At 73.3% G+C, this 21,221-nt stretch carries 23 protein-coding genes; 13 read left to right on the top strand and 10 right to left on the bottom strand.

Translation table 11 applies throughout. The features are described 5' to 3' along the window. The first annotated feature begins 167 nt into the window (after window positions 1–167). Complete coding sequence (gene groES / locus ABDB74_RS17825) at window positions 168–476, top strand: co-chaperone GroES (RefSeq protein ID WP_346620101.1); 309 nt, start codon at window positions 168–170, stop codon at window positions 474–476. A 132-nt stretch (window positions 477–608) separates the two neighbouring features. Further along, window positions 609–2,255, top strand: a complete 1,647-nt coding sequence (groL, locus tag ABDB74_RS17820) for a chaperonin GroEL (RefSeq protein WP_346620100.1) — start codon at window positions 609–611, stop codon at window positions 2,253–2,255. A 166-nt stretch (window positions 2,256–2,421) separates the two neighbouring features. Here groL and ABDB74_RS17815 read toward each other — a convergent pair whose 3' ends face one another. After that, window positions 2,422–2,721, bottom strand: coding sequence for a WhiB family transcriptional regulator (locus ABDB74_RS17815; RefSeq protein ID WP_014377936.1), 300 nt, complete (start codon window positions 2,719–2,721; stop codon window positions 2,422–2,424). A 384-nt stretch (window positions 2,722–3,105) separates the two neighbouring features. On the opposite strand from ABDB74_RS17815, the gene ABDB74_RS17810 reads away from it, so the two are divergent. After that, complete coding sequence (locus ABDB74_RS17810; protein ID WP_346623909.1) at window positions 3,106–3,804, top strand: response regulator transcription factor; 699 nt, start codon at window positions 3,106–3,108, stop codon at window positions 3,802–3,804. 205 nt (window positions 3,805–4,009) lie between these two features. Here ABDB74_RS17810 and ABDB74_RS17805 read toward each other — a convergent pair whose 3' ends face one another. Next, on the bottom strand, window positions 4,010–4,408 hold the full coding sequence (locus ABDB74_RS17805) for a DUF5319 family protein (RefSeq protein WP_346620099.1): 399 nt from the start codon (window positions 4,406–4,408) through the stop codon (window positions 4,010–4,012). A gap of 135 nt (window positions 4,409–4,543) precedes the next feature. Between ABDB74_RS17805 and guaB the strand changes: the two genes are divergently transcribed. From guaB to guaA, 3 genes are all read left to right on the top strand, one after another. Next, window positions 4,544–6,058 carry an IMP dehydrogenase gene (gene guaB, locus ABDB74_RS17800; RefSeq protein WP_346620098.1) on the top strand — a complete coding sequence of 505 codons (1,515 nt, stop codon included), beginning with the start codon at window positions 4,544–4,546 and terminating at the stop codon, window positions 6,056–6,058. Window positions 6,059–6,128: 70 nt separating this feature from the next. Continuing rightward, a complete protein-coding gene (locus tag ABDB74_RS17795; protein ID WP_346620097.1) occupies window positions 6,129–7,256 on the top strand; it encodes a GuaB3 family IMP dehydrogenase-related protein in 1,128 nt (375 codons plus the stop codon). A 2-nt stretch (window positions 7,257–7,258) separates the two neighbouring features. Beyond that, entirely contained in the window at window positions 7,259–8,821 is a 1,563-nt protein-coding gene (gene guaA, locus ABDB74_RS17790) for a glutamine-hydrolyzing GMP synthase (RefSeq protein ID WP_346620096.1), read from the top strand. A gap of 23 nt (window positions 8,822–8,844) precedes the next feature. Here the strand turns inward: guaA and ABDB74_RS17785 are convergent, their stop codons facing one another. Beyond that, entirely contained in the window at window positions 8,845–9,546 is a 702-nt protein-coding gene (locus tag ABDB74_RS17785; protein ID WP_346620095.1) for a WYL domain-containing protein, read from the bottom strand. A gap of 63 nt (window positions 9,547–9,609) precedes the next feature. On the opposite strand from ABDB74_RS17785, the gene ABDB74_RS17780 reads away from it, so the two are divergent. Continuing rightward, window positions 9,610–10,239, top strand: a complete 630-nt coding sequence (locus ABDB74_RS17780; RefSeq protein ID WP_346620094.1) for a dienelactone hydrolase family protein — start codon at window positions 9,610–9,612, stop codon at window positions 10,237–10,239. An 81-nt stretch (window positions 10,240–10,320) separates the two neighbouring features. Further along, on the top strand, window positions 10,321–11,403 hold the full coding sequence (locus ABDB74_RS17775; RefSeq protein WP_346620093.1) for a sodium:calcium symporter: 1,083 nt from the start codon (window positions 10,321–10,323) through the stop codon (window positions 11,401–11,403). 61 nt (window positions 11,404–11,464) lie between these two features. Here ABDB74_RS17775 and ABDB74_RS17770 read toward each other — a convergent pair whose 3' ends face one another. Beyond that, window positions 11,465–11,758, bottom strand: a complete 294-nt coding sequence (locus tag ABDB74_RS17770; RefSeq protein WP_346620092.1) for a hypothetical protein — start codon at window positions 11,756–11,758, stop codon at window positions 11,465–11,467. Next, the gene (locus tag ABDB74_RS17765) at window positions 11,751–12,674 is read right to left on the bottom strand and encodes a PspC domain-containing protein (protein WP_346620091.1); all 924 of its coding nucleotides are present in this window, start codon (window positions 12,672–12,674) and stop codon (window positions 11,751–11,753) included. The genes ABDB74_RS17770 and ABDB74_RS17765 overlap by 8 nt, the downstream gene beginning before the upstream one ends. A 124-nt stretch (window positions 12,675–12,798) precedes the next feature. On the opposite strand from ABDB74_RS17765, the gene ABDB74_RS17760 reads away from it, so the two are divergent. Both ABDB74_RS17760 and ABDB74_RS17755 read left to right on the top strand, forming a co-directional pair. Further along, complete coding sequence (locus tag ABDB74_RS17760; protein ID WP_346620090.1) at window positions 12,799–14,148, top strand: PspC domain-containing protein; 1,350 nt, start codon at window positions 12,799–12,801, stop codon at window positions 14,146–14,148. Continuing rightward, on the top strand, window positions 14,145–14,801 hold the full coding sequence (locus ABDB74_RS17755; RefSeq protein ID WP_346620089.1) for a response regulator transcription factor: 657 nt from the start codon (window positions 14,145–14,147) through the stop codon (window positions 14,799–14,801). The genes ABDB74_RS17760 and ABDB74_RS17755 overlap by 4 nt, the downstream gene beginning before the upstream one ends. A 21-nt stretch (window positions 14,802–14,822) precedes the next feature. On the opposite strand, the gene ABDB74_RS17750 is transcribed toward ABDB74_RS17755, so the two are convergent. Next, a complete protein-coding gene (locus ABDB74_RS17750) occupies window positions 14,823–15,218 on the bottom strand; it encodes a helix-turn-helix domain-containing protein (RefSeq protein WP_346620088.1) in 396 nt (131 codons plus the stop codon). A 137-nt stretch (window positions 15,219–15,355) separates the two neighbouring features. Between ABDB74_RS17750 and ABDB74_RS17745 the strand changes: the two genes are divergently transcribed. Beyond that, window positions 15,356–16,252, top strand: a complete 897-nt coding sequence (locus ABDB74_RS17745; protein ID WP_346620087.1) for an NADP-dependent oxidoreductase — start codon at window positions 15,356–15,358, stop codon at window positions 16,250–16,252. Window positions 16,253–16,330: 78 nt separating this feature from the next. Here ABDB74_RS17745 and ABDB74_RS17740 read toward each other — a convergent pair whose 3' ends face one another. The 3 genes from ABDB74_RS17740 to ABDB74_RS17730 form a co-directional block, all read right to left on the bottom strand. Beyond that, window positions 16,331–16,636: a TfoX/Sxy family protein gene (locus ABDB74_RS17740; protein WP_346620086.1), complete on the bottom strand. Its 306-nt coding sequence runs from the start codon at window positions 16,634–16,636 to the stop codon at window positions 16,331–16,333. A gap of 83 nt (window positions 16,637–16,719) precedes the next feature. Beyond that, window positions 16,720–17,187 (bottom strand): serine hydrolase, encoded by a 468-nt coding sequence (locus tag ABDB74_RS17735; RefSeq protein ID WP_346620085.1) that lies wholly within the window; start codon window positions 17,185–17,187, stop codon window positions 16,720–16,722. A 45-nt stretch (window positions 17,188–17,232) separates the two neighbouring features. After that, the gene (locus ABDB74_RS17730) at window positions 17,233–17,973 is read right to left on the bottom strand and encodes a PIG-L deacetylase family protein (RefSeq protein WP_346620084.1); all 741 of its coding nucleotides are present in this window, start codon (window positions 17,971–17,973) and stop codon (window positions 17,233–17,235) included. Between the two features lie 41 nt (window positions 17,974–18,014). On the opposite strand from ABDB74_RS17730, the gene ABDB74_RS17725 reads away from it, so the two are divergent. Continuing rightward, entirely contained in the window at window positions 18,015–18,308 is a 294-nt protein-coding gene (locus ABDB74_RS17725; RefSeq protein WP_346620083.1) for a hypothetical protein, read from the top strand. 6 nt (window positions 18,309–18,314) lie between these two features. Here the strand turns inward: ABDB74_RS17725 and ABDB74_RS17720 are convergent, their stop codons facing one another. Beyond that, entirely contained in the window at window positions 18,315–18,608 is a 294-nt protein-coding gene (locus ABDB74_RS17720) for a chorismate mutase (protein WP_346620082.1), read from the bottom strand. 269 nt (window positions 18,609–18,877) lie between these two features. Between ABDB74_RS17720 and pcrA the strand changes: the two genes are divergently transcribed. After that, window positions 18,878–21,178: a DNA helicase PcrA gene (pcrA, locus tag ABDB74_RS17715; RefSeq protein WP_346620081.1), complete on the top strand. Its 2,301-nt coding sequence runs from the start codon at window positions 18,878–18,880 to the stop codon at window positions 21,176–21,178. The last annotated feature ends 43 nt before the right edge of the window (window positions 21,179–21,221 follow it).

The raw sequence follows: 21,221 nt of genomic DNA, 5'->3' as shown, positions 1-21,221 counted from the left end.
TCCCGACGTCACCCACCTCGGGGACCGGGTTGAGCGGCTGGCACTCTCCTGGGTAGAGTGCCAACGACACGGGCTGGCACCCGACCCCCGCGACGGCGGGTGCCCGGATCCCGTGCCACAGCATCGAACTATCCCTGCCGTCCTACACCGAAGGGGGCGTCACCGACGTGACGACCGCTACCAAGGTCAGCATCAAGCCGCTGGAGGACCGCGTCGTGGTCCAGGCCAACGAGGCCGAGACCACCACCGCCTCCGGTCTGGTCATCCCGGACACCGCCAAGGAGAAGCCCCAGGAGGGCACCGTCGTCGCCGTCGGCCCCGGCCGCATCGACGACAACGGCAACCGCGTCCCGCTCGACGTGAGCGTCGGCGACGTGGTCATCTACTCCAAGTACGGCGGCACCGAGGTCAAGTACGCCGGCGAGGAGTACCTCGTGCTCTCCGCCCGCGACCTGCTCGCCGTCGTGGAGAAGTGACCTCTCCTCAGCACTGAGCCCTCGCGCTCACCCGACCGCCCCGGCGACCCGAACACCGGGTCCCGGGGCGGTCTCCGTTGGGCCTCACCCGCCCAGCCCACCCCCTGCACTTCCCTCTACGAGAGGTCTGGCATGGCAAAGATCATCAAGTTCAACGAGGACGCCCGGCGCGGCCTCGAGCGCGGCGTCGACAAGCTCGCCGATGCGGTGCGGGTGACGATCGGCCCCCGCGGTCGCAACGTCGTCATCGACAAGAAGTTCGGCGCCCCGACCATCACCAACGACGGCGTCACCATCGCCCGCGAGATCGACCTCGAGGACCCCTTCGAGAACCTCGGCGCGCAGCTGGCGAAGAACGTCGCCACCAAGACCAACGACGTCGCCGGTGACGGCACCACCACCGCCACCGTGCTCGCCCAGGCTCTGGTCCACGAGGGCATGCGCAACGTCGCCGCCGGCGCCAACCCGATGGCGCTGGGCCGCGGCATGCGCGCCGCCGTCGACGCGGTGCACGCCGCGCTCGACGCCGCCGCCATCCCGGTCGAGAAGCGCGACGCCATCGCGGGCGTGGCCACCATCTCCGCCCAGGACGCCGAGGTCGGCGACCTGATCGGCGAGGCGATGGAGCGGGTCGGCAAGGACGGCGTCATCACCGTCGAGGAGAGCAACACCCTGAGCACCGAGCTCGACGTCACCGAGGGCGTCCAGTTCGACAAGGGCTACCTCTCGCCGTACTTCGTCACCGACCAGGAGGCCATGGAGGCCGTCCTGGACGACGCCCTCGTCCTGCTGGTCAGCGGCAAGATCAGCGCGCTGGCCGACCTGCTGCCGCTGCTGGAGAAGGTCCTGTCGACCGGTGCCCGGCCGCTGCTGATCGTCGCCGAGGACGTCGAGGGCGAGGCGCTGTCCACCCTGGTCGTCAACTCGATCCGCAAGACGGTCAAGGTCGTCGCGGTGAAGTCGCCCTACTTCGGCGACCGCCGCAAGGCCTTCATGGCCGACCTCGCCGTCGTCACCGGCGGGCAGGTCGTCACCGAGGACGTGGGCCTGTCCCTGGACTCGGTCGGCCTCGAGGTGCTCGGCACCGCCCGCCGGGTCACGGTCACCAAGGACACCACCACGATCGTCGACGGTGGCGGCACCTCCGAGGGGATCGGTGACCGGGTCGCGCAGATCCGCCGCGAGATCGACGCCACCGACTCCGACTGGGACCGCGAGAAGCTGCAGGAGCGGCTGGCCAAGCTGGCCGGCGGCATCGGCGTCATCCGGGTCGGCGCGGCCACCGAGGTGGAGCTCAAGGAGCGCAAGCACCGCATCGAGGACGCCATCGCCGCCACCCGCGCCGCGGTGGAGGAGGGCGTCATCCCCGGCGGTGGCTCCGCGCTGGTGCACGCCGCCGCCGCGATCGATGCCCTGTCGCTCGAGGGTGACGAGCTGACCGGTGCCCGTGCCGTGCGCACGGCCCTGGAGGCCCCGATGGTGCAGATCGCCGACAACGCCGGGTTCGAGGGCCGCGTCGTCGTCGCCAAGGTCCGGGACCTGGGCGACGGGAACGGCTTCAACGCCGCGACCGGTGAGTACGGCGACCTCGCCGCGCAGGGCGTCATCGACCCGGTGAAGGTCACCAAGGCCGCGCTGGGCAACGCCGTCTCGATCGCGGCGATGGTGCTGACCACCGACTCCGCTGTCGTCGAGGCTCCCGAGGAGGAGCACGACCACGACGGTGCCGGGCACCACACGCACGGGCACTCGCACGGCGGTCACGGGCACAGCCACTGACCGCCTCGACGTCGATGATCAGTTGACCTGATCATCGCGGGTCCTCCCTCGCCGTCGACGGTGAGGGAGGACCCGTCCTGGTGAGGGAGGACGTCGGCGCGGACGAACGAAGAGAGCGGGTCCGGAGATCTCCGGACCCGCCCTCTTCGGCGTCTCTACTGCGAGGTCAGACCCCCGCGGCGACGGCGGCCGGCTCGGCGGCGATCAGCCGGGCCCGCTCCTCCTCGCTCATGCCGCCCCACACGCCGTACGGCTCGCGGACGGCCAGGGCGTGCTTGAGGCAGGCATCGACGACCGGACACCGGGCGCAGACGGCCTTGGCCGCGGTCTGCCGCCGAGCCCGCGCCGGACCGCGCTCGCCGTCCGGGTGGAAGAAGAGGGACGTGTTCTCGCCACGGCATGCGCCATGGAGTTGCCAGTCCCAGACCTCCGCGACGGGCGTCGGGAGTCTGCGGATGTCGGCCATGTCTCCTCCAGGACTCGATCGAGCCGGAGGGGGCTGTCCGGCTGCAAGGGGCCGGTGCCCTCGCCGTCCCGCCGTCAAACACCTCCGATTCGCAACTTTTTGCCGGTGTGCGCTCTGTCACCACCGCTCGAGGGCGGTCACCCCCCGGGGTGAGGGCGTCTGTCGTGGTGGCTGCAGGTCGATCAAGGTGGCTGCAGGTGATGCCCGGACGCGGGGAGGGGGAGACCCCGGATCCGGCGTGTGACCTGCGCAGAGGTGGAGGGCCCCCGCTGGGAGCCCTCCACCCGAGCCGAGCGACACCCGACCGGGCGCATCCCGGCCGGCGGGGGGACCCGGCCGCATCCCGGCCGGGAGGAGCGAGGAGCAGGTGTGATCGACGACAGGATGCGTGCGCCCGTGCAGGGCGCGACCGTGTGGGTCTACGACGAGCGGCGGCGGGTCCGTGACGACGTCGCCTCGCGGCTGGTCGCCCTGCCCTTCGTCGGCCGGGTCGAGGTCATCGGCGACGCGCAGTCGCTGATGTCCCGGCTGGCCACCCGCACGCCCGACGTCCTGGTCGTCGGCACCCAGCGGGCCGTGGACACGGGTCTCACCGCCGCCACGCAGGCGCTGCGCAGCTTCCCCGGCCTCGCGGTCCTGGTGCTCGGTGCGCCCGACGACGCCGAGAGCGTCCGCGCCGCCGTCGCCTTCGGTGCCCGCGGATACCTGCGCTGGGACGCCACGCCCATCGAGATGGGGCTGGGGCTGTCCCGGGTGGGCCTGCGCGCCGACGGGCGCATCCCGCAGCAGTCGGCGCCGATGCCGACGCCGGCGTGGAGCGGAGCCGCACCGCTGGCCGGCTCCGCGCCCACCACCGTGCGCTCCACGGTCCGCGACGCCGCCCCGGTCGCCGCCCTGTCCATGCGCGAGATGCAGGTGCTCACCGGCATGAGCCAGGGCAAGAGCAACGCGCAGATCGGCCGGGAGCTCTACCTGTCCGAGGACACCATCAAGACCCACGCACGGCGGCTGTTCCGCAAGCTGGGCGCCAAGGACCGCGCCGAGGCGGTCGCGACGGGATTCCGCCGCGGCATCATGACCTGAGCGGCCATCCCGACCGACGAGCGCACGCTGAGGGCCCTCTCTCGGACCGGGTGAGGGCCCTCGACGGGTTCTCGACGGGAAGACCACCCGCTCGGTCGGCCCGAGTGGGCCGCGGAGGGGTCCGCGCAGGGACGACGGCGGGGCTCAGCGGCGCCGGGGACGGCACCTGGCCCCGGTGCGGTCCGGAGGACCGCGATGTCATAGCTCAGTCGTCGCGGGCGTGCCGGCCGGTGCGCCGGCCGCTCGGCTCGTCGCGCTCGGCGAGCGCCGCGACGCCGTCGGCGTAGCCGCTGGCGTAGTCCCAGCTGACGTAGTCGTCGGGGTCGGGCTCGAACGGCGGCTCGTGCCGCCCGGTCTGGCCCTCGTCGAGGAGCTGGCGCAGGTTGGCCTGCATCAGCGCCCAGTCGACGTGGTGCTCCTCCTCGCAGTCGGGGCAGTCCACGACGATGCCCTTGATGCCGGTGGGCTCGAGCAGGGTGCGGAAGACCTCCAGCTCGGCGAGGTCGTCGAGAACCCCGGCGCGCTCCTCCATCGTGAGCGGCGGGGGACCGGAACCGTCGGTCGGGCCGAAGTCCGGCCCGAAGGCGTCATCGAACGGAGACACGGTCACACGGTAGCCGTCGAACAGGCGGAGCACCGCCCCGTCCGTGCCGCCGCCTACGATCAGGCTGGTCTCCCGCGTCCGCGAGGCGCGCCGACCGGTCTCCGACCCGATCTGCCCCGAAGGGTGGCCGCGCACATGCAGCCCGACTCCGTGCCCGAGCTGCCGGCGAAGTTCGCCCGCCTCGGGCTCACCTACGACGACGTCCTCCTCGTCCCGGGAGCCTCCGACGTCGTCCCCGCCGAGGTGGACACCAGCAGCCGGGTGACCCGCCGGATCACCCTCGCCGTCCCGCTGCTGTCCAGCGCGATGGACACCGTCACCGAGGCGCGCATGGCCATCGCCATGGCCCGCGTCGGTGGCATGGGCGTGCTGCACCGCAACCTCTCGGCCGAGGAGCAGGCCGGCCAGGCCGACCTGGTCAAGCGGTCGGAGGCCGGCATGGTCACCAACCCGGTCACCTGCTCCCCGGACAGCACCCTGGCCGAGGTCGACGCCCTGTCGGCCCGCTATCGGATCTCCGGCGCCCCCGTGGTCGACGCCGACGGCGTCCTGGTCGGCATCGTGACCAACCGCGACATGCGCTTCGAGACCGACCAGAACCGGCTCGTGCGCGACGTCATGACGCCGATGCCGCTGGTCACCGCCCCGGTGGGTGTGGACGCCGACACGGCGCTGGGCCTGCTGTCCAAGCACAAGATCGAGAAGCTGCCGCTGGTCGACGACGCCGGCCGGCTGCGCGGGCTGATCACCGTCAAGGACTTCGTCAAGCGCGACCAGTTCCCGCTGAGCACCAAGGACGCCGACGGCCGGCTGGTCGTGGGTGCCGCGCTCGGCGTGGGCGAGGACGCCTACAAGCGGGCCGGCCTGCTGGTCGACGCGGGAGTCGACGTGCTCGTCGTCGACACCGCGCACGGCCACCAGCGGGCGGTGCTGGAGATGGTCGCGCGGGTGAAGAAGGACTTCGGCGGCGAGAACGGCGTGGAGGTCGTCGGCGGCAACGTCGCCACCCGCGCCGGCGCCCAGGCGCTGGTCGAGGCCGGTGTCGACGCGGTCAAGGTGGGGGTCGGGCCCGGCTCCATCTGCACCACCCGCGTGGTCGCGGGCGTCGGGGTGCCGCAGATCAGCGCCATCTACGAGGCGTGGCTGGCCGCCGGTCCGGCCGGTGTGCCGGTCATCGCCGACGGCGGGCTGCAGTACTCCGGTGACATCGCCAAGGCGCTCGTCGCCGGCGCCGACACGGTGATGATCGGTGGGCTGTTCGCCGGTGTCGAGGAGGCGCCGGGCGAGCTGGTGTTCATGAACGGGAAGCAGTACAAGACCTACCGCGGCATGGGCTCGCTGGGCGCCATGCAGAAGCGCGGGAACCAGTCGTTCAGCCGCGACCGGTACTTCGCCGACGACGTCCTCTCCGACGACAAGCTCGTTCCCGAGGGCATCGAGGGCCAGGTGCCCTACCGCGGGGCGCTGGCCGGCGTCGCCCACCAGCTCGTGGGCGGCCTGCAGGCCTCCATGGGCTACGCCGGAGCGGCCACCATCGCCGATCTCAAGGAGCGCGGACAGCTGACCCGCATCACGTCCGCCGGGCTGGTCGAGAGCCACCCGCACGATATTCAAATGACCGTCGAAGCCCCCAACTACCGGGGCCGGTGACCGAGATGAGCATTCGGCACATGTCATCCAGCCAGACCGTCGAGGCACCGAACTACCGGGGGCGCTGAGCATGAGCGTGCGCGACACCGTGGAGATCGGCCTGAACCGCTTCGCCCGCCGGGGCTACGACCTGGACGAGGTCTCGATCGTCCCGTCCCGGCGCACCCGTGACGTCGACGACGTCTCGACTGCCTGGCAGATCGACGCCTTCCGCTTCGACATCCCGCTCGTCACCAGCCCGAGCGACGCCGTCGTCAGCCCGGCGACCGCCATCGCGGTCGGTCAGGCCGGCGGCCTCGGCGTGCTCAACGGTGAGGGCCTGTGGGCCCGGTACGACGACCCCGCACGGGTGTACCGCCGGATCGCCGAGGCGGCCGCGGCCGGCGCCCCGCCGGTGGCGCTGCTCCAGGAGGTCTACGCCGAGCCGGTGAAGGCCGACCTGATCGCCGCCCGCATCAAGGAGATGCGCGACGCGGGGGTGACGACGGCGATCCGGATCTCGCCGCAGCACACCGAGCAGCTCGCCCCGACCGCGCTCTCGGCCGGGGTCGACCTGCTGGTCATCCAGGGCACGATCGTCTCCGCCGAGCACGTGACCTCCCAGGGCGACGCGCTCAACCTCAAGGAGTTCATCGCCGACCTCGACGTCCCGGTGATCGTGGGCGGGGCGGCGAACTACACGACCGCGCTGCACCTGATGCGCACGGGCGCGGCCGGCGTCATCGTCGGCGTCGGTGCCGACACCTACTCCACGACCGACTCGGTGATGGGCATCCGCGTCCCGCTGGCGAGCGCGATCGCCGACGCCGCCGCGGCCCGCCGGGACTACCTCGACGAGACCGGTGGCCGGTACGTGCACGTCATCGCCAACGGCCGGATCGAGACCAGCGGCGCGATCGCCCGCGCGCTGGCCTGCGGCGCCGACGCCGTCCAGCTCGGGGAGCCGCTGCGGGTCGCCGCCGAGGCCCCCGCCGGTGGGGTCTGGTGGGACTCCGTGGCGGCGCACCCGCGGCTGCCCCGCGGCGCCACCTCCGCGCCGATCGAGCCCGCCGGCTCGCTGGAGCAGGTGCTGCTGGGCCCGGCCGGGTCCGCCGACGGCCGCACCAACCTCTTCGGCGCGCTGGCCCGCACGATGGCCAAGACCGGTTACCGGGACCTCAAGGAGTTCCAGCGCGTCGACCTCGTGATCGGCGGCTGAGCGTGGACTTCCCGACCGTCCTGGTGGTCGACTTCGGCGCCCAGTACGCGCAGCTGATCGCCCGGCGCATCCGTGAGGCCGGGGTCTACTCCGAGATCGTCTCGTCGGAGGTCCCGGCCGAGGAGATCGTGGCCCGCAAGCCGGCCGCGATCGTGCTCTCCGGTGGTCCGTCGAGCGTGTACGCCCCGGAGGCGCCGAAGGTCGACCCGACGCTGTTCGAGTCGGGCGTGCCGGCCTTCGGCATCTGCTACGGCTTCCAGGCGATGGCCGCCTCGCTCGGCGGCACCGTCGCCCGCACCGGCGACCGCGAGTACGGCGGCACGCCGCTGACCGTGACCACGCAGGCGCGGCTGTTCGGCGACCTGCCGGTCGAGCAGAACGTCTGGATGAGCCACGGCGACGCCGTCAGCGCGGCCCCGCCCGGGTTCACCGTCACCGCCACGTCGACCGGTGCGCCGGTCGCCGCGTTCGAGGACGTCGACCGCCGCCTCGCCGGGGTGCAGTTCCACCCCGAGGTGCGGCACACCGCGCACGGGCAGACGGTGCTCGAGCACTTCCTGTTCGACATCGCGGGGCTCGAGCCCACCTGGACGATGGCCAACGTCGTCGAGGAGCAGGTCGAGCGGATCCGCACCCAGGTCGGCGACCGCCGGGCGCTGTGCGCGCTCTCGGGCGGCGTCGACTCCGCCGTCGCGGCGGCGCTGGTGCAGCGGGCGATCGGGGACCGGCTGACCTGCGTCTACGTCGACCACGGGCTGATGCGCGAGGGCGAGACCGAGCAGATCGAGCGCGACTTCGTCGCCGTCACCGGTGCCGACCTGCGGGTGGTGGACGCCCGGGAGCAGTTTCTCTCCGCGCTCGCCGGGGTCAGCGACCCCGAGGAGAAGCGGAAGATCATCGGCCGCGAGTTCATCCGGGTGTTCGAGCAGGCGGCGCTCGACGTCGTCTCCGACGCGAAGGCCCACGGCGAGACGGTCGACTTCCTGGTGCAGGGCACGCTCTACCCCGACGTCGTCGAGTCCGGCGGCGGCAGCGGGACCGCGAACATCAAGAGCCACCACAACGTCGGCGGCCTGCCCGAGGACCTCACCTTCACCCTCGTCGAACCGCTGCGGACGCTGTTCAAGGACGAGGTGCGCGAGGTGGGGCTGCAGCTGGGCCTGCCCGAGACGCTGGTGTGGCGGCAGCCGTTCCCCGGCCCGGGCCTCGGCATCCGCATCATCGGCGAGGTGACCCAGGAACGGCTGGACATCCTCCGCCAGGCCGACTCGATCGTGCGCGCGGAGCTCACCGCCGCCGGCCTGGACCGCGAGATCTGGCAGTGCCCCGTGGTGCTGCTGGCCGACGTCCGGTCGGTGGGGGTCCAGGGCGACGGCCGCACCTACGGCCACCCGGTGGTGCTGCGCCCGGTGTCCAGCGAGGACGCCATGACCGCCGACTGGACCCGCCTGCCCTACGACGTGCTCGCGCGGATCTCCACGCGGATCACCAACGAGGTCGAGGAGATCAACCGGGTCACCCTCGACGTGACGAGCAAGCCGCCGGGCACCATCGAGTGGGAGTAGACCCCGTCCTCCCGCCGGGGTGACTAGGGGGTGCTCGGGACCCGTACCGCGTGCGCGTCGGGCGGGGGTGTCCCGTACACGCCGGGGTCCCGTTCCGGAGCCGCCTCGGTGGTGAGATCGGCGGCCTCGATCCGGTCCCAGCGGAACCACCGCGGGGCCTCCCGCAGCCGGCACCACGCGACCAGGTACCACCGGTCACCGGTGCGGGCGAGCAGGTGCGGCTCCACCCGGCGGCGGGACAGGGTGCCGGCGTCGTCCCGGTAGCGGATGGCGACCACGCGCCGTCGCAGGAGCGCCTCCTCGACGACGGACGCCGGACCCGGCCGCCGCCGGTCGCCACCGCGCACCCAGACCCGGCCGCCGAGGTCCTGGGCGGCCTCCCGTGCGCCCGGGCCCATGACGTCGAGGACCTTCTCCAGCGCGGCCCGGCCGTCCGCGGCGAACGGGGCCTCCGACGCCCCGGCCAGCGCGACCGCCAGCGCCACCGCCTGCGCGGGCGTGAGGTTGACCGGCGGCAGCGTCGCGGCGGCGTCGAGCACGTAACCGCCACCGGGGCCGGCGGTCGCCCAGATCGGCACCCCGGCCTGCTGCAGCGCGGCGACGTCCCGCTTGATCGTGCGGGGCGAGACCTCCAGCCAGTCGGCCAGCCGCTGCGCCGTCCGCCCCCGCGCCCCGGCGCGGCGGAGTTCCTCGGATACGGCGTGCATCCGGTCCGTCCGGTTCATGCGCCGGATCGTGGCAGAAACGGTGACAGGACGGTGTCACCAGGTGCGCGGCACGGTGTTCCCATGACCGACATCGCGCTCTTCCACTCCGTCCTCGGCGTCCGGCCCGGGATCACGGCGGCGGCCGAACGGCTGCGCAGCGCCGGGCACGACGTCCTGGTCGTCGACCAGTACGACGGCCTGGTGTTCGACGACTACGAGACGGCCGGCGCACACGCCGGGAAGATCGGCTACCCGGTGCTCATGAGCGCGGCCCTCGATGCCGTGGCCGGCCTGCCGGAGGGCTTCGTCGCCGCCGGCTTCTCCAACGGTGCGGGGATGGCGGAGTTCGTCGCCACGCAGCGGCGGTGCGCCGGCCTGCTGCTGTTCTCCGGCGCGCTGCCGCTGCAGATGCTGGGCGTCGATCGCTGGCCGCAGGGGCTGCCGGCCCAGCTGCACTACACCGAGGGCGATCCGTTCCGGCAGCAGGAGTGGATCGACTCGGTGGTCGCCGATGCCCGCCGCGCGGGCGCCGGGATCGAGGTCCACGACCACCCGGGGACCGGCCACCTGTTCACCGACCCGAGCCTGCCCGCCGAGTACGACGCGGCGGCCACCGAGGTGCTGTGGGAGCGGGCACTCGACTTCTGCGCGCGCGTGGCCGCCCCGGGATCGGCGCGGACATCCACGAGGACGGGACCTCCGGTCACCTGATCGAGGCCTCGACGAGCCGGATCCCGGCGGTTGTGATCTTCTCGACGCCGGCCACACCGTCGAGGACCACCGGAGGAACGAGTGACCTCCTCGCCCTGGCCACTTCTGCCGAGCCTGGGCGTCCTCGCCGCGATGGCGGTCGTCATCGTGATCGCTGGGGTCCGGCTGACCCGCGTCGCCGACTCCCTCGCCGAACGCACCGGCCTCGGTGACGCCATCGGCGGTGCCCTGCTGCTGGGTGCGGTCACCTCGCTGCCGGGCAACGTCACCGTGCTCACCGGTGCCCTGGAGGGCGACGCCGGGTTCGCCCTGGCGAACCCGATCGGCGGCATCGCGCTCCAGACCGTCTGGCTGGCGATCGCCGACCTGCTCTACCGCCGGGTCAACCTCGAGCACGCGGCCGCCTCCCTGCAGAACGTGCTCCAGTCGGTCCTGCTCATCGCGATGCTCGCGGTCCCGGTCGTCGCCTACGCCACGCCCGATCTCCAGCTGGGCTGGATCCACCCGATGACGCTGCTGATCCCCGCCCTCTACGCCTACGGGTTGACGCTGCTCCGGCGGATGAAGCAGCAGCCCATGTGGGTGCCGGTGCACACCGACCAGACCGCCGACGACGACGAGGGCGCCGGCGACGGCAACGGCAACGGAAACGGGGACGGCGAGGACGAGGACGGCGGCGAGCGGAACGGCAACGGCGACGAGCGCCCCACCGCCCGGTTGTGGGGCCTGCTCGCGGCGCTCGGGCTGGTGACCGGTGTCGCCGGCTGGCTCGTGGGCCGGGCCGGGCTGAGCGTGATCGCCCGGGCCGGGCTCGACAGCGGCGTCGTGGGCTTCACCCTCACCACGGCGGTCAGCTCGCTGCCCGAGCTGGTGGTCCTGCTGACCGCCGTGCGGATGGGCCAGCTCACGCTCGGCGTCGGCAACATCGTCGGCGGCAACGTCTACGACATCCTGATGATCTCCGTGGCCGACGTGGGCTACCTCGAGGGACCGATCTACCGGGACGCCGGCCCGACCAGCCTGGTCCTCGTCGGCGGCACGCTGGTCATGGCCGCGGTGCTGGCCGCCGGTCTGCTCATGCGCGACCGGAAGTGGGTCGGCTTCGAGGGTGTCTCCATCCCGCTGATCTACGTGGGAACGGTCGTCCTCGCTCTCGTGGGGTGAGCGCGCCGAGGGCCCGGGAGCGTTCGCTCCCGGGCCCTCGCGGTCCACCTCTCCCGGCCGGTCAGCCGCGGTTGCGTGTCTTGCGCAGCTCCTTCGCCAGGAGCGCGGCCCCGACGCCCACCAGCGCCAGCCAGAGCAGACCGCCGTCGTCGAACAGCCCGAGGGGCAGGCTCAGGCCGGCCATCGTCGAGATCGCCAGGACGATGAAGAGAACTCCGGGCACCAGCGCGACCAGATCGGCCTTCCGGCGGGGCTCCGGCTGGGGCGGGTCCTCCGTCGACAGGGGCATCACCGCCTGCCACTCCTGCTCCTGCCACCTGGTCGGCGTGGTCGGGAACTCGCTGTAGTCAGCCACGGGACACCTCCACCTCTCCGATACCGCCGTCGATGCTCAGCTCGAACTCCGGCTCGCCGTCGTCCGTCCAGGACGCCGGCCCCTCGCCCGGGTAGTACCGGGTCGCGTTCTCGCGGCCACCGAAGACCGTCACCTCACCGAGGCCCTGGTCGACCCGGACGCGGACATCGGCGGAGCGCGGCAGGATCACCGCGACGTCGCCGACGCCGTTCTCGACGCCGACGTCGAGGGCCTCGTCGAGGCCGGCCACCGGGATGTCGGACAGGTCGAGGGTCAGGTCACCGACACCGCCCCGGTAGACGTCGCGCAGGTCCACCACCGTCTGCGGGCGGTACGTGCGGTCGCCCACGCCGCTGTCCGAGGGAGCGCCTTCCGCGATGGCCAGCGCCAGCGCCAGGATCACCCCGACGGTGATCAGCCCGCCGCGTGCCCGCCGGCCGCCGGTGAAGGCGGCGGCCACCAGACCGGCACCCACCACCAGCAGCGCCGTGCCGAGGTATCCGACGGCGCCGACGTCCCAGCCGGTGAGCTGCGCGATCAGCGCCAGCACGCCCAGCGCGATGAGCAGCACGGCCAGCGTCAGGCCGGGGACCGGGGATCGGGGGGCCACGGGCCCACGGGTCCCCGGAGCGGCGGCCGGCTGCCCGGGGGACGGGACGCCGCTCGCCTCGGGTCCGGCCGGCATGAGCAGCCACAGCAGCAGGTAGACCAGGACGCCGGTGCCGCCGGCGAGCGCGAGGGCGACGAAGCCGACGCGCCACAGCAGCGGATCGATGCCGGTGTACTCGGCCAGGCCGCCGTTGACGCCGCCGATGACCTTGTCGGTGCGGTTGCGGCGCAGCTGCGGACGGGCCGGCGGGGGCTCCCAGCCGGGCGCCTCCACGGCGGGTGGCGCAGGAGGAGGTGGAGATGTCATGCCACAGAGCCTGCCGACCGCGTCGCCCCCTGACCATCAGGGAACCCCCCGACCCGACCCTGGTTCCTCTTCCGGGGTGATTCCCCGTGTCGGCCGGGCCGCGGACGGTGCGACGATCGACATCGTGACCACGCCCGCCGCAGCTCCGCCGCGCCCACCGCTGGCGCGCCCGCGGGACGGGCGGGTGCTGGCCGGCGTCGCGGCGGGCACCGCGGCACACCTGCGGCAGGACCCGCTGGTCGTGCGGGTGGCGTTCGTGCTGCTGGCCACGACCGGGCTCGGGGTCATCGCCTACGCCCTGCTCTGGATGACCATGCCGGTGGCCGCTCCCGGCGAGGACCCGGACCAGATCGCCGCCGGCTGGCGGCCGGCCGGGTTCCGGCAGTGGTTCGTGCTGGTCGTCCTCGGGCTCGTCGCCGTCAGCCTGCTCGGCCAGCTCAGCGCATGGACCAGCAGCGACGTCGTGCTCCCGCTGGTCCTGCTGGCCGGGGGCCTGGCGGTCATCTGGCGGCAGCTGGACACCGACCGCACGCTCGCCGTCCCCGGGGTGCGCTGGGCCCTGGCCGGTGGGGTCGCCGTCGCCGGGATCGGGCTGGTGTTCCTGCTCGCCACCACGGGGCAGCTGGCCAACGCCCGGAACGGGTTCGCCGCGACCCTGCTGATCCTCACCGGCGTGGTGCTGGCGACGGCGCCGCTGTGGCGTCGGCTCCTCGACTCCCGTGCCGACGAGCGCGCGGCCCGCGTCCGGTCGGAGGAGCGGGCCGCCGTCGCCGCGCACCTGCACGATTCGGTGCTGCAGACCCTCGCGCTCATCCAGCGCAACGCCGAGGAGCCGCAGGCGGTCAGCCGACTGGCCCGCAGCCAGGAGCGCGAGCTCCGGGCGTGGCTCTACGACCCGGCCGCGGTGCGCGAGGGCGGCACCTGGGCCGGCCTGGTCGCCGGGATGGTCGCGGAGGTGGAGGCCGATCACGCGCTGACCGTCGACCCCGTCGTCGTCGGCGACGCCCCCGTCGACGAGGCGCTGGCCGCGCTGGGCGCCGCCACCCGCGAGGCCCTCGTCAACGCGGCGAAGCACTCCGGTGCCACGAGCGCGGACCTCTACACCGAGGTGACGCCCGCGCAGGTGTCGGTGTTCGTGCGCGACCGTGGCGCGGGCTTCGATCCGGCTACGGTTCCCGACGACCGGCGCGGACTGCGCGACTCGGTGCACGGCCGGCTCGTCCACCTGGGCGGTACGGCCCAGGTCCGGTCCAGGCCGGGGGAGGGGACCGAGGTGGAGCTGATCCTGCCCGTCAGGCCCCGTGAGCATCGCGGCGAGGCGGTCGCCGAGAGGGCGGAAGCACCGCAGCGAGGAACGAGCGAGGAGCGCCCCGACCGCGGAGGCGGGCTCGGCTCCAGGGCGAGGAGGCGAGCGCCCCGCGGGAGCACCGCGAGCGGACAGGGACGTGCGAGCGAGCGGAGGACCACCGCGTGACCCCGCGGGTGTTCGTGGTCGACGACCACGCGATGGTGCGCACCGGCGTGCGGGCGGAGCTCGGGGACGAGGTGACCGTCGTCGGTGAGGCCGCCGACGTCGCCTCCGCCGTCGACGGCATCCGCGCGACCCGGCCCGACGTCGTCCTGCTCGACGTCCACATGCCCGGGGGCGGGGGCCGGGCCGTGCTGGAGACCCTGCGCACCGAGCTGCCCGACGTCCGGTGGCTGGCGCTGTCGGTGTCGGACGCCGCCGAGGACGTCATCGCCGTCATCCGCGCCGGTGCGCGCGGCTACGTCACGAAGACGATCTCCGGCCCCGACCTGGTCGACGCCGTCCGCCGGGTCGCCGAGGACGACGTGGTCTTCAGCCCCCGGCTCGCCGGCTTCGTGCTCGACGCCTTCTCCGCCGGCCCCGCCGCCCCCGTGCCCGCCGACGACCCGGCCACCGACCCCGGGCTGGACCTGCTGTCGGCCCGCGAGCGGGAGGTGATGCAGCTGCTGGCCCGCGGCTACACCTACCGGGAGATCGGGTCGCGGCTGTTCATCTCGGTCAAGACGGTGGAGTCCCACGCGTCGAACGTGCTGCGCAAGCTCCAGCTGTCCAACCGCAACGAGCTCACCCGCTGGGCGGCGTCGAACCGCCTGCTGTGACCTGGGCGTCCGCGCGCCGGGTCACGTGGCCCCTGCCCGGTCCCGAGCGGCCAGGACGTCGGACATGTGGTCCTCCGCCCACGCCTTGAGCGGGGAGACAGCCTGCAGCAGGGACAGTCCCAAAGCGGTCAGTTCGTAGGTCACCGACACGGGCACGGTGGGTTCGATCGTCCGGGTGAGCAGTCCGTCGCCCTCGAGCGACCTCAGAGTCTGCGTGAGCATCTTGGGGCTGACCCCGGCGATGCGTCGGCTCAGGGCCGCAGTGCGCAACGGCCCCTGCGCCAACGCGGTCAGCACCAGGACCACCCACTTGTTCGCCAACCGGTCCAGGAGCAGACGGCTGGGGCAGCCGGCCATGTAGGTGTCGAAGGCCTGCTTGTCCGCCGCGCGCCGCTGTGTCGCCGTTGACGTCGCCACCGTCATGCCCCTTACGCACTTTGAGGTACCTACTTCCCAGAGGGTAGCGCCGCTGTGAGGGTTCGTGGTGTCCGCGGATGACACCCGGACAGGCAGCCGCCGCGGCGGACACCACCCAGACAGGACGGAGCACCACCATGCGCGCCATCACCCTCCACCGACCCGGTGGCCCCGACGCCCTCCTGCTCGACGAGGTGCACCTCCCCGGGCCCGGCCCCGGCGAGGTGCGCGTCCGGGTGGCTGCAGCCGGGGTCAACCCGGTCGACCTGCAGACGCGCTCGGGCGTGTACCACCGCCTGGGCTGGGTCTCCGTGAGCCCGGTCGGTCTGGGCTGGGACCTGGCAGGCGCCGTGGACGCCGTCGGGGCAGGGGTCCCGCTGGCTGAGGGAACGCCGGTCGCGGCGCTGTCACCGGGCGTCGACAAGCCGCTCGGCGCCTACGCGGAGTTCCTGGTCCTGCCGGCGGACTGCGTGACCGAGATCGATCCCGCCCTGGACCCGGTCGTGGCGGCCACCGTGCCGCTGAACTCGCTGACCGCTATGCAGGCACTGGACCTGATGGGACCGGCCGCCGGGCGGAGCCTGCTGATCACCGGGGCGGCCGGCGCCGTCGGCGGGTACGCCACCCAGCTGGCGGCGGAGCGCGGCTTCACGGTCACCGGTCTGGCCCGCCCCACGGACGAGGCATTCCTCGCTGACCTGGGTTCCGGGCATGCCGTCACGGTTCGCCCGGCCGCCTTCGACGTGGTGCTCGACGCGGCCGCGCTCGGGGTGGCGGCGCTCGACGCCGTGGCGGACGGTGGCTCCTACGTCGGCGTCGTCCCCCCTGCGGTGCCTGACCCGGTCAGGTCGATCACCACCACCGCTGTCCTGGTGACGCCGGACGCGAAGCAGCTCGCCGAGGCGGTCCGCCGAACGACCGACGGTTCCCTGCCGGCTCGCGTCCACTCGATCGCGGAGCTGTCGGAGGCCGCGCAGGCGCACCGGACCATGGAAGGCGGCGGCCTGCGGGGCCGGATCGTGCTCACCGTGTGAGCGATCAGCTCCGGGAGCGGAGCCGAGGTGGAGCCGGAGCTCACCCGCTGGGCGGCCACCGACCGGCTGCCCTGAACGTCAGGCGTGCTGCTCCGTGACGTACGCGCGGGCCTGCTCGACCAGCGAGGTCGTGTCGGCGGCGCCGGTCAGCAGAATCCAGCCGTTCATCCGGCGCCCCTCCATGGGCTCGAACGGGGTGCCGCCCCCCGCCTGCACGAGATCGGCGATGCGGGCGGCCGGGAGCTTGAGCACCAGCTGCTCCTCCCACCGGATCGTGAAGAACCTCCGGCCGGTCCGCAGCCCCGGGCAACCGAACATGTGGCCGCGCGTGACCTCGCCGTCGGTGAACCGCTCGACGAGGTCCGCCCAGTCGTCCTCCCTCATGCCCGCAGATCTTGCCCGTGGACCGCGTCCCGTGGGAGGCGGTGGTCGTCGACTGCACCGTCGGCGTGACCGCGGTCGTCTCCTCAGGCGCCGAAGGCCGCTGAACGGAAGGCGTCGAACAGCGGCGGTGGCTGCGGGGACGCCCACATCTGGTTGGTGAGCAGGACGGCCGTCACCCCGGTGACCGGATCGGTCCACCAGGAGCTGCCCAGGCCGCCGTCCCACCCGTAGGAGCCGGTGTGCCGGCCGCCCGGCTCGTCGGTCCGGCGGACGCCGATGCCCAGACCCCACCCACCGCCCTCGTCGTCCACCGGGCCGGCCTGCTCCGTGGTCATGGCCCGGACCGCCTCCTCGGTCAGCACCCGGGTGCCGGCGGGGCCACGGCCGCGGTCCTGCAGCATCCGGGCGAAGGCGGCCCAGCGCCCCGGGTGACGAGCTCGCCGTTCCGGCCCACCCACCACGCGGCGCCCGGCACCTGCCCGGAGGCGACCGCACCGGCGACCGTCGCCTCGACCTGCGCCGCCTGCGTCGTGCTGCTCGCTCCCATGCATCGAGGACCGCCGGGACGCCGGGAAGTCATCGGCGGCCCCCGGACGTCACGCCGTGTGGACGACGTGGAAGGCCTCGGCCAGCCGGCCGTCGGGGAGGCCGTGGGTGCGCGCGGTCTGCCGCATCCACCCGGTCACGAACTCCTCGAGCTGCCCCTCGGGCAGATGGCTGACCTGGGTGACGTGGTTCATCAGGGCGGCGAACTTGCGGTCGACCACGTCGGTGACGTCGACGCAGTGGTCGGCGCGCGGGCTGGCGCCGAGCCACACCTCGGACACCGTCCAGGCCTCCAGGCCCTCGTCGGCCAGCAGCTCGGGGAAGGCGAACGGATTGCGGGCGTCCGGGTAGACCGCCCGGAGCGTCGACTCGCCCACGGTCATGTGGTCGGGGTGGCTCGCGCCGATCCGGTCCCAGAAGCGTTCCGGGGAGCTGGTGAGCACCCGCTGCGGCCGGACCTGCCGGATCACCCGGCTGATGTCGCGGCGCAGGTCGAGGGTCAGCTCCAGCCGGCCGTCCGGGTGGCCGAGGAAGCGCACGTCGGTGACGCCCACCGCCGCCGCGGCCGCCCGCTGCTCGGCCTGGCGCAGCGGCCCCATCTCCTGCCGGGGGGTGTCGTCGAAGCCGCCGGCGTCGCCGTCGGTGACGATCAGGTAGGTGACCTCGGTGCCGGCCGCGGTCCAGCAGGCCACCGTCCCGGCGCTGCCGAAGTCGACGTCGTCGGGGTGGGCGAGCACGCACAGCGCCCGCTCGACGTGGGCGGCCGGCGGCTGGGGCGGGGGGAAGGTCACCCGGCCGAGCCTAGGGCGGCCCGCTCGCGCAGACTCGGGTCGTGCCCGACTACACCCTCTCCCTCGCGCTGCGCTCGTCGGCTCCGCTGGACGACGCCGCGGTCGACGCCCTGCGCGACGTCCTGCGTCCCGACGACGTCGAGCTGCGGCTGTGGCGCGAGCCGGACCGGGCGGTGCTGCGCGTCGTCACGGAGTGCACCGCCGACGACCTGGCGGCCGCGCTGGAGCTGGGCAGGGACCTGGCCGACGAGGCGAACGCCGCCTGCCCCGGCCGCGTGTTCGAGGTCGCGGCGATGGACGACGACGACTCGCTGGTCTGGCGCAGCGGTCCCTGACCGCGCTCAGAGCCGGCCGCGACCCTGGCGCAGCAGCATCATCCCCAGCGCGGCGCCGTCGGGCCCGAGCTCGGCCCGGAAGCGGGCCAGCACCTGCTGCTCGCGGGAGAGGGACAGGCGGGTGCCTCCGGATGCGGCGCGCAGGGCGCCGATCTCCTGGGAGATCTCCAGCCGGCGCCGCACGAGCTCGATGATCTCGGCGTCGCAGGCGTCGATCGCGCCGCGCAGGTCGCCGATCCGCTCGGTCGGGTCCTCGGGGGCGGTCGGGCCGGCGGCGGGTGGGGCGGTGAGGGTGCTCATCGGATGTCCTCGCTGATTCGTGGACCCGGAACCCCGAGAACGAGAAACGCCCCGGGCTCCTCGGGCCCGGGGCGTCTGTTGCGGCGTGTGCTCAGCCAGCGGTGACGGACACCGGATCCCGGTGACCGTAGTAAAAGCTGACCGTGGCGAGCACGTCGGGAAGTGTGCCACACGTGCGGTCGGCGCCGCCATCGGTGGCGGCCCTGGGACGGAGGGGGGGTCGCGGGCCCGAGGGCAGCGTCACCCGTCCGGCTTACAGTGGCGGGGTCATGAGCAGCAGCCTCCAGCAGTCCCTTCCCGGCACCGCCGCCCTGCCGCGCTCCGCTCCCGGCTCGGTCGGTCGCGAGCTGGACCGGATGCTGGCCGGCCTGAACGGCCCGCAGCGCGACGCCGTCGTCCACGAGGGCAGCCCGCTGCTCATCGTCGCCGGCGCCGGGTCGGGCAAGACCCGGGTGCTCACCCACCGGGTCGCCTACCTGCTCGGCGCCCGGGGGGTGCAGCCGGGGGAGATCCTGGCGATCACCTTCACCAACAAGGCCGCCGGCGAGATGAAGGATCGGGTGGCCGCGCTGGTCGGGCCGCGCGCCCGGTCGATGTGGGTGTCGACCTTCCACTCGATGTGCGTGCGCATCCTGCGGGCCGAGGCCGCCAAGCTGGGCATGAAGTCGTCGTTCACGATCTACGACCAGGGCGACTCGGTGCGCCTGATGACGATGGTCGCCCGCGACCTGGACCTCGACGCCAAGCGCTACCCCGGGCGCAGCCTGGCCAACCAGGTGTCCAACCTGAAGAACGAGCTGGTCGACGAGGAGGCGTTCAGCCCCCAGACGGCACCGGAGAAGGTGCTCAAGGAGGCGTACACCCTCTACCAGCGGCGGCTGCGCGAGGCGCACGCCATGGACTTCGACGACCTGATCATGACGACGGTCCACCTGCTCCAGGCCTTCCCCGAGGTCGCGGAGCACTACCGCCGCCGGTTCCGGCACGTGCTGGTCGACGAGTACCAGGACACCAACCACGCCCAGTACATGCTGGTGCGCGAGCTGACCGGCACCGGCGAGGGTCCGGTCCCGCAGGCGGAGCTGTGCGTCGTCGGTGACGCCGACCAGTCGATCTACGCGTTCCGGGGCGCCACGATCCGCAACATCGACGAGTTCGAGCGCGACTACCCGCAGGCCACCACGATCCTGCTCGAGCAGAACTACCGCTCCACCCAGCGGATCCTGAAGGCGGCCAACCAGGTCATCTCCAGGAACACCGGCCGCCGGCCCAAGAGCCTGTGGACCGACTCCGGTGACGGCGAGCTGATCGAGGGCTACGTCGCCGACAACGAGCACGACGAGGCCGCCTGGGTGGCCGAGCAGATCGACGCGCTGGTCGACGAGGGCCAGGCGCAGCCGAAGGACATCGCGGTCTTCTACCGGACCAACAACGCCTCGCGCGTGTTCGAAGAGGTCTTCATCCGGGTCGGCATGCCCTACAAGGTCGTCGGCGGGGTCCGGTTCTACGAGCGCAAGGAGGTCCGCGACGCGCTGGCCTACCTGAAGCTGGTGGCCAACCCGGCCGACGTGGTGAGCCTGCGCCGGATCATCAACGTGCCCAAGCGGGGGATCGGCGACAAGGCCGAGTCCTGCGTCGAGTCCTTCGCCGACCGCGAGCGGATCGCCTTCGGCACGGCGCTGCGGCGGTGCGCCGAGGTCCCCGACCTCGCCACCCGCTCGCTCAAGGCGCTGCAGGAGTTCGTCGCGCTGCTCGAGGAGTTCGAGCAGCTGGTCGAGACCGGGTCCGGCCCGGCGGCGCTGCTGGAGAGCATCCTCGACCGCACCGGCTACCTCGCCGAGCTGCAGGCGAGCACCGATCCCCAGGACGAGGGCCGCGTCGACAACCTCAACGAGCTGATCTCGGTCGCCGCGGAGTTCGAGGCGGCGAACCCCGGTGGCACGGTCACCGACTTCCTCGAGCAGGTCTCGCTCGTGGCCGATGCCGACCAGATCCCCGTGTCGGGCGACGAGGCCGGCGTGGTCACGCTGATGACCCTGCACACCGCGAAGGGCCTGGAGTTCCCGGTCGTGTTCCTGACCGGCCTGGAGGACGGCGTCTTCCCGCACCTGCGCGCGCTCGGCGACCCGCGGGAGCTGGAGGAGGAGCGCCGGCTGGCCTACGTCGGCATCACCCGGGCGCGGCAGCGGCTGTTCCTGTCCCGCGCGACGGTGCGGACGAACTGGGGGCAGCCGGCCTACAACCCGCCGTCCCGCTTCCTGGACGAGCTGCCGGCCGACACCGTCCACTGGGCGCGCATGGACCCGCCCCCGGCGCCGTCGACCGGGTACTCGTCGGCGCAGTCGCGGGTGGCGGCCACGGGGCTGTCCACCGGTGGGCTGCGCGGCGGCGCCGGCAACCGCCAGGTCGTCTCCGTGGAGGTCGGCGACCGGGTCAGCCACGACGCGTTCGGGCTGGGGACCGTGGTGGAGGTGACCGGCGTGGGGGACAAGGCCCAGGCCACGGTCGACTTCGGCTCCGGCGGCACGAAGCGCCTCGTCCTCCGCTACGCCCCGCTGGTGAAGCTCTGAGGGGCGTGTCCCGCGACCAGCGGATGACCGTCGTCTGACCCGC

Origin of the sequence: Blastococcus sp. HT6-4, from assembly GCF_039679125.1 — a bacterium.
Lineage (GTDB): Bacteria > Actinomycetota > Actinomycetes > Mycobacteriales > Geodermatophilaceae > Blastococcus > Blastococcus montanus.
This window is presented reverse-complemented; position numbering and strand designations above follow the sequence as displayed.

Bases quoted from the DNA above. Each gene is read 5' to 3' on its own strand.
- ABDB74_RS17735 (WP_346620085.1), bottom strand. From the start codon at position 17,187: ATGCATGGGAGCGAGCAGCACGACGCAGGCGGCGCAGGTCGAGGCGAC.
- ABDB74_RS17780 (WP_346620094.1), top strand. From the start codon at position 9,610: ATGACCGACATCGCGCTCTTCCACTCCGTCCTCGGCGTCCGGCCCGGG.
- ABDB74_RS17740 (WP_346620086.1), bottom strand. From the start codon at position 16,636: ATGAGGGAGGACGACTGGGCGGACCTCGTCGAGCGGTTCACCGACGGC.
- ABDB74_RS17745 (WP_346620087.1), top strand. From the start codon at position 15,356: ATGCGCGCCATCACCCTCCACCGACCCGGTGGCCCCGACGCCCTCCTG.
- pcrA (WP_346620081.1), top strand. From the start codon at position 18,878: ATGAGCAGCAGCCTCCAGCAGTCCCTTCCCGGCACCGCCGCCCTGCCG.
- ABDB74_RS17815 (WP_014377936.1), bottom strand. From the start codon at position 2,721: ATGGCCGACATCCGCAGACTCCCGACGCCCGTCGCGGAGGTCTGGGAC.
- ABDB74_RS17765 (WP_346620091.1), bottom strand. From the start codon at position 12,674: ATGACATCTCCACCTCCTCCTGCGCCACCCGCCGTGGAGGCGCCCGGC.
- ABDB74_RS17810 (WP_346623909.1), top strand. From the start codon at position 3,106: ATGCGTGCGCCCGTGCAGGGCGCGACCGTGTGGGTCTACGACGAGCGG.
- ABDB74_RS17785 (WP_346620095.1), bottom strand. From the start codon at position 9,546: ATGAACCGGACGGACCGGATGCACGCCGTATCCGAGGAACTCCGCCGC.
- ABDB74_RS17795 (WP_346620097.1), top strand. From the start codon at position 6,129: ATGAGCGTGCGCGACACCGTGGAGATCGGCCTGAACCGCTTCGCCCGC.
- groL (WP_346620100.1), top strand. From the start codon at position 609: ATGGCAAAGATCATCAAGTTCAACGAGGACGCCCGGCGCGGCCTCGAG.
- guaB (WP_346620098.1), top strand. From the start codon at position 4,544: ATGCAGCCCGACTCCGTGCCCGAGCTGCCGGCGAAGTTCGCCCGCCTC.
- ABDB74_RS17720 (WP_346620082.1), bottom strand. From the start codon at position 18,608: ATGAGCACCCTCACCGCCCCACCCGCCGCCGGCCCGACCGCCCCCGAG.